5 protein-coding genes are annotated in these 5,510 nt (G+C 66.7%); 4 read left to right on the top strand and 1 reads right to left on the bottom strand.

Annotation, left to right across the window (positions count from 1 at the left end; all coding sequences use genetic code 11):
- From AC2VOG_RS06770 to AC2VOG_RS06755, 4 genes are all read left to right on the top strand, one after another.
- A partial coding sequence (locus AC2VOG_RS06770; protein ID WP_486939147.1) for an enoyl-CoA hydratase-related protein occupies positions 1 to 497 on the top strand: 497 nt, incomplete at its 5' end.
- A 97-nt stretch (positions 498 to 594) separates the two neighbouring features.
- Positions 595 to 2,103 carry a class I adenylate-forming enzyme family protein gene (locus tag AC2VOG_RS06765; protein WP_486939146.1) on the top strand — a complete coding sequence of 503 codons (1,509 nt, stop codon included), beginning with the start codon at positions 595 to 597 and terminating at the stop codon, positions 2,101 to 2,103.
- A gap of 19 nt (positions 2,104 to 2,122) precedes the next feature.
- On the top strand, positions 2,123 to 2,419 hold the full coding sequence (locus AC2VOG_RS06760) for a hypothetical protein (RefSeq protein ID WP_486939145.1): 297 nt from the start codon (positions 2,123 to 2,125) through the stop codon (positions 2,417 to 2,419).
- Between the two features lie 153 nt (positions 2,420 to 2,572).
- On the top strand, positions 2,573 to 4,408 hold the full coding sequence (locus tag AC2VOG_RS06755) for an acyl-CoA dehydrogenase (protein ID WP_486939144.1): 1,836 nt from the start codon (positions 2,573 to 2,575) through the stop codon (positions 4,406 to 4,408).
- A 79-nt stretch (positions 4,409 to 4,487) separates the two neighbouring features.
- On the opposite strand, the gene AC2VOG_RS06750 is transcribed toward AC2VOG_RS06755, so the two are convergent.
- Positions 4,488 to 5,510, bottom strand: a 1,023-nt coding sequence (locus AC2VOG_RS06750; protein ID WP_486939143.1) for an aldehyde dehydrogenase family protein, incomplete at its 5' end; no start/stop codon positions are given.

The raw sequence follows: 5,510 nt of genomic DNA, 5'->3' as shown, positions 1-5,510 counted from the left end.
CGGTCAAGCCGCTGATCGCGGCCGTGGAGGGCTACGCGCTGGCCGGTGGTACCGAGTTGGCGCTCGCCACCGACATGATCGTGGCGTCCAAGGACGCGTCGTTCGGCATCCCTGAGGTCAAGCGCGGCTTGGTCGCCGGTGGCGGCGGGCTGCTGCGGCTACCCGAGCGGATCCCTCCCGCGATCGCGATGGAACTGGCGCTGACCGGCGAGAGCTTCACCGCCGAACGGGCGCACGCCCTGGGTATGGTCAACGTGCTCGCCGAACCCGGGGGCGCGCTGGATGCGGCGATCGACCTGGCCGAGCGGATCACCGTCAACGGTCCGCTGGCGGTGGCGGCCACCAAGCAGATCATCGTCGAGTCCCGAGGCTGGAGCCCGGCGGAGCGGTTCGCCAAACAGAACACGATCCTGATGCCGGTGTTCGGCTCCAACGACGCCAAGGAAGGCGCGATCGCGTTCGCCGAGAAGCGGCCGGCCAAGTGGACCGGCACCTGAGCTCAGGCGGCCGTTACGGTGCATGGTGACGTCCTCTAAACTGGCATGACATTCTGGCCAGTATTTGTAACGTGTGGACATCGCAGAAGGTGTGACCGTGAGCATTTCGCTGTTACTCGAGATGGCGAGCTCGAACGATCCCGGGCGGACGGCCGTCGTCTCCGGTGATGTCCGACTGACGACCCAGCAGCTCAGCGATCTCGCCGACGGCGGGGCGGGCGTCATCGCGGCGTCAGGGGCGTCGCACGTCGTCTATGTCGGGGTCGGCGGTGCCATGCTGCCGCTGCTGATCTTCGCCTCGGCCCGGGCCGGGATCCCGTTCACGCCGATCAACTACCGGCTGTCCGCCGAGGCCATCACGACGTTGATCGCCCGGCTGCCCGACCCGCTGGTGGTGGCGGACAGCCGCTACCTCGGCGAACTGGCTGGCGTGAACGGTGTGGCCAAGCGGATCCTGGCGTCCGACGACTTTCTTGCGCAAGCCCGCGCGGCCGAACCGGCCGTGGAATTCGCCGAACCGGATTCGGTGGGCATCGTGCTGTTCACGTCGGGCACCACGTCGCAACCCAAAGCCGTTGAGCTGACCCACAACAACTTGACCAGCTACGTCACCGGCACCGTCGAATTCGGGTCCGCCGAAGCGGCCGACGCCGCGCTGATCTGTGTGCCGCCCTATCACATCGCCGGGGTCAGCGCGGCGCTGTCGAATCTCTATGCCGGACGCAAGATGGTCTATCTGCCGGTCTTCGACGCGCACGAATGGCTGCGCCTGATCGACGCCGAGCAGGTCACCAGCGCGACGGTGGTGCCGACCATGCTGGACCGGATCGTCGGCGTCCTGGAAAGCGGCGGGCAGCGGCTGCCGTCGCTGCGCAACTTGGCCTACGGCGGTTCCAAGGTGCCGTTGCCGCTGGTACGCCGGGCGCTTGAGTTGCTGCCCGACGTTGGGTTCGTCAATGCCTACGGCCTGACCGAGACCAGTTCGACGATCGCAGTGTTGACTCCCGAGGACCACCGCGAGGCGCAGGCCGCCGCAGACCCGGCTGAGCTCAAGCGGCTGGGCTCGGTGGGCCGGCCGGTGCCGAACGTCGAGGTACAGATCCGCGGCGCGGACGGCGCGGTGTTGCCGGCCGGGCAGACCGGCGAACTGTTCGTCCGCGGTGAGCAGGTGTCGGGCCGCTACACCGGAATCGGCTCGGTGCTCGACGCGCAGGGCTGGTTTCCGACCAAGGACATCGCCACCCTCGACGAGGGCGGCTACCTGTTCATCGGCGGCCGCAGCGACGACACGATCATCCGCGGCGGCGAAAACATTGCACCCGCAGAACTGGAGGATGTGCTCGTCGAGCATCCGCAGGTGCGTGACGTCGTGGTCGTCGGTGTCGAGGATCCGCAGTGGGGGCAGGCGATCGTCGCTGTGGTGGTGCCGGTTCCTGGAGCCGACCCCGACGCCGAGGAATTGCGCGAGCATGTCCGCACGAGATTGCGGGGGTCGCGGACCCCTGACCGGGTAGTCTTTCGCGACGAGCTGCCCACCAACGCGACCGGCAAAGTGCTTCGCCGCGACATCGTCGAGGAGCTTCGTGCCGCTGTGGCCGAGCAGTGAGAGAACCGAGGATCGGATCATGATCAAGAACGGCACCCGCCTGGCCAGTCAGGTCTGCGACACCCAGGTGATCGTTGTCCGCAGCGCCGACAGCCTCGACGACCTGCGCTGCGGTGGGGCGCCGATGGTGGCGCTGGGCGCCGAGCATTCCGGCGAGCTGGATCCGGCGTTCGCCGGCGGCGCGATCATGGGTAAGCGGTACGTCGACGACTCCGGCGCCGAGGTGCTGGTGACCAAGGCCGGTGCCGGGACGCTGGCGATCGGCGCTACCGCGCTCAGCCTGAAGGAAGCCAAGCCGCTTCCGGCCAGCGACTGAGCCTGCCGGCAATGCAGACCGCGAAGCGGTCTGGGGAGGGGGCGGGCCGTCAGCCCAGCCACCCGAACTGCGCGGACACCGTGTGCAGCGGTCCGCAGCGGTGGTTGGATCGGCGGAGTTAGGCTCGGGCCAGGCGATGGAAAGGCGTCAGCGATGGGCCACTACAAGAGCAACGTACGCGACCTCGAGTTCAACCTGTTCGAATTACTGAAGTTGGACGAGGTGCTCGCCGCCGACGCGTTCGGCGACCTCGACGGCGACTCGGTACGACAGATGCTGGCAGAAGCCGCCCGCTTGGCTGAAGGCCCGGTGGCCGACTCGTTCGCCGAAAGCGACCGCCACCCGCCGACGTTCGACCCCGACTCACACGTCGTCACCCTGCCCGGGCCGTTCAAGAAGTCGATGCGTGCGTGGGGCGAAGGCGAGTGGTTTCGCGTCGGCCTGAGCGAGGACGTCGGCGGTGTGCCGGCGCCGTCGATGGTGCAGTGGGCGGTCAACGAATTGGTGTTGGGCGCCAACCCGGCCGTGTTCATGTACATGGCCGGCCCGATCATGGCGAACATTCTCTTTGCCATCGGCAATGAGCAGCAACGGCATTGGGCGTCGCTGGCCATCGACCGCAACTGGGGCGCCACGATGGTGCTCACCGAGCCCGATGCCGGATCCGATGTCGGCGCCGGCCGGACCAAGGCGGTCGAGCAGGGCGACGGGACCTGGCATATCGACGGCGTCAAGCGATTCATCACCAGCGGCGACAGCGACGACGTCTTCGAGAACATCCTGCACCTGGTGCTGGCGCGACCGGAGGGCGCCGGGCCGGGCACCAAGGGCCTGAGCCTGTTTCTGGTGCCCAAGTTCCTGCTCGACCCGAAGACGGGTGAACCGGGGGAGCGTAACGGTGTCTTCGTCACCGGCGTCGAGCACAAGATGGGTCTGAAGGTGTCGGCCACCTGCGAGTTGACCTTCGGGCAGCACGGCATCCCCGCGGTCGGCTGGTTGGTCGGCGACACCCATCGCGGGATCGCGCAAATGTTCAAGGTCATCGAATATGCCCGAATGATGGTGGGCACCAAAGCTATCGCGACGCTGTCGACGGGGTATCTGAATGCGTTGGACTATGCAAAGACCCGGATTCAGGGTGCCGACCTGACGCAGATGACCGACAAGACCGCCCCCCGCGTCACGATCATTCACCATCCCGATGTGCGCCGGGCGCTGCTGACCCAGAAGGCCTATGCCGAGGGGCTGCGCGCGCTCTACCTCTACACCGCCGCCCACCAGGATCCCGGCGCCGCCGCGATCGCGTCGGGCGCCGACGCCCAGTTGGCCGAGCGGGTCAACGACCTGTTGCTGCCGATCGTGAAAGGTGTTGGGTCCGAACGGGCTTACCAGACCCTGACCGAATCGCTGCAGACTTTCGGTGGGTCCGGCTTCTTGCAGGATTATCCGATCGAGCAGTACATCCGTGACGCCAAGATCGACTCGCTCTACGAGGGCACCACCGCGATCCAGGCGCAGGATTTCTTCTTCCGCAAGATCGTCCGCGACCAGGGTGCGGCGCTGACCCACCTGCTCACCCAGATCGAGTCGTTCATCGACAGCGACGACGCGCGGCCTGAACTCGACGACGCGCGTGCGTGTTTGGCCACTGCCGTGGACGATCTGCAAGGCTGGGTGGCGACGCTGACCGGCTATCTGGTCGATGCCCAGCAGAGTGCCACCGAGCTCTATCGGGTCGGCTTGGAGTCGGTGCCGTTCTTGATGGCCGTCGGTGACGTGCTGATCGGCTGGCTACTCCTGCGACAGGCCGAGGTCGCACTTGAGGGGTTAGACCACGAACCGAGCTCGGCCGACATGTCCTTCTACGCCGGAAAGATCGGATGCGCAAAGTTTTTCGTCAAGAACATGCTGCCGCGACTGACCGCTGAACGCGGGATCGCAGCCAACGTCGACCTCGCGGTGATGCAGCTTCGCGAGGAGGCGTTCTGACGGCTTTGCCGGCGCGAAACCGCGGCTGGCCGCAGTCTCGAGTGCGAAAGCGCGGCTAGCCGCAGTCTGGCGGTGCGCGCTACGCGTCGAGGGTGTAGCCCATCGGCATCAGCACGCTCTTCTGCTGGGTGAAGTGCTCGACGCCTTCGGGCCCGTTCTCGCGACCGATGCCGGAGTTCTTGTAGCCGCCGAACGGGCAGCATGGGTCGAACGCGTACCAGTTGATCGCGTAGGTGCCGGTGCGGATCTGCTCGGAGATCTTGATGCCGCGCGGCACATCGGTGGTCCACACGCTGCCGGCCAGTCCGTACGCCGAGTCGTTGGCGATCTTGATCGCGTCCTCTTCGGTGTCGTAGGCAATGATGCTCAGCACCGGGCCGAAGATCTCCTCCTGCGCGATCGTCATCGTGTTGTCGACGTCCGCGAAGACGGTGGGCTGGACATAGAAACCATTGTCGAGGCCTTCGGGACGGCCACCGCCGGTCACCAGGCGCGCGCCCTCTTCGACGCCCTTGGCGATGTAGCCCTCGACCCGAGCCCGCTGCTTCTCCGAGATCAGCGAGCCGATCTGGGCGCCCGCGTCCGACGGCGGGCCGACTGGAAGCGAGGCCGCGAAATTGCCGATGGCTTCGACGATTTCGTCGTACCGCGAGCGCGGTGCCAAGATGCGGGTCTGGGCCACGCAGGCCTGCCCGGAGTTCATGACTCCGGAGAACACCAGCATCGGCACCGAGGCGGCCAGGTCGACGTCCTCGAGCAGAATGGCGGCCGATTTTCCGCCGAGTTCCAGGGTGCACGGCTTGAGCATCTCCGCGGCACGCTTGCCGATCTCCTTGCCCACCGCCGAGCTTCCGGTGAACGAGAACATGTCGATGTCGGGGTTGGACGTCAGCGCCTGGCCGGTCTCGATCCCGCCGGGAACGATCGACAGCACGCCCTCGGGCAATCCGGCCTCGGCGAACACCTCCGCCAAAGCATTTGCGCTCAAAGGTGTTTCAGCGGCCGGCTTGAGCACCACGGTGCAGCCGGCCAGCAGTGCCGGCCCCAGCTTGTTGATCGCCAGGAACAGCGGCACGTTCCACGCCACGATCGCGCCCACCAC

This window comes from Mycobacterium sp. TH-M11, assembly GCF_057473725.1.
This window is presented reverse-complemented; position numbering and strand designations above follow the sequence as displayed.

Coding starts and splice junctions, on each gene's coding strand:
- AC2VOG_RS06760 (WP_486939145.1), top strand. CDS start 2,123: ATGATCAAGAACGGCACCCGCCTGGCCAGTCAGGTCTGCGACACCCAG.
- AC2VOG_RS06755 (WP_486939144.1), top strand. CDS start 2,573: ATGGGCCACTACAAGAGCAACGTACGCGACCTCGAGTTCAACCTGTTC.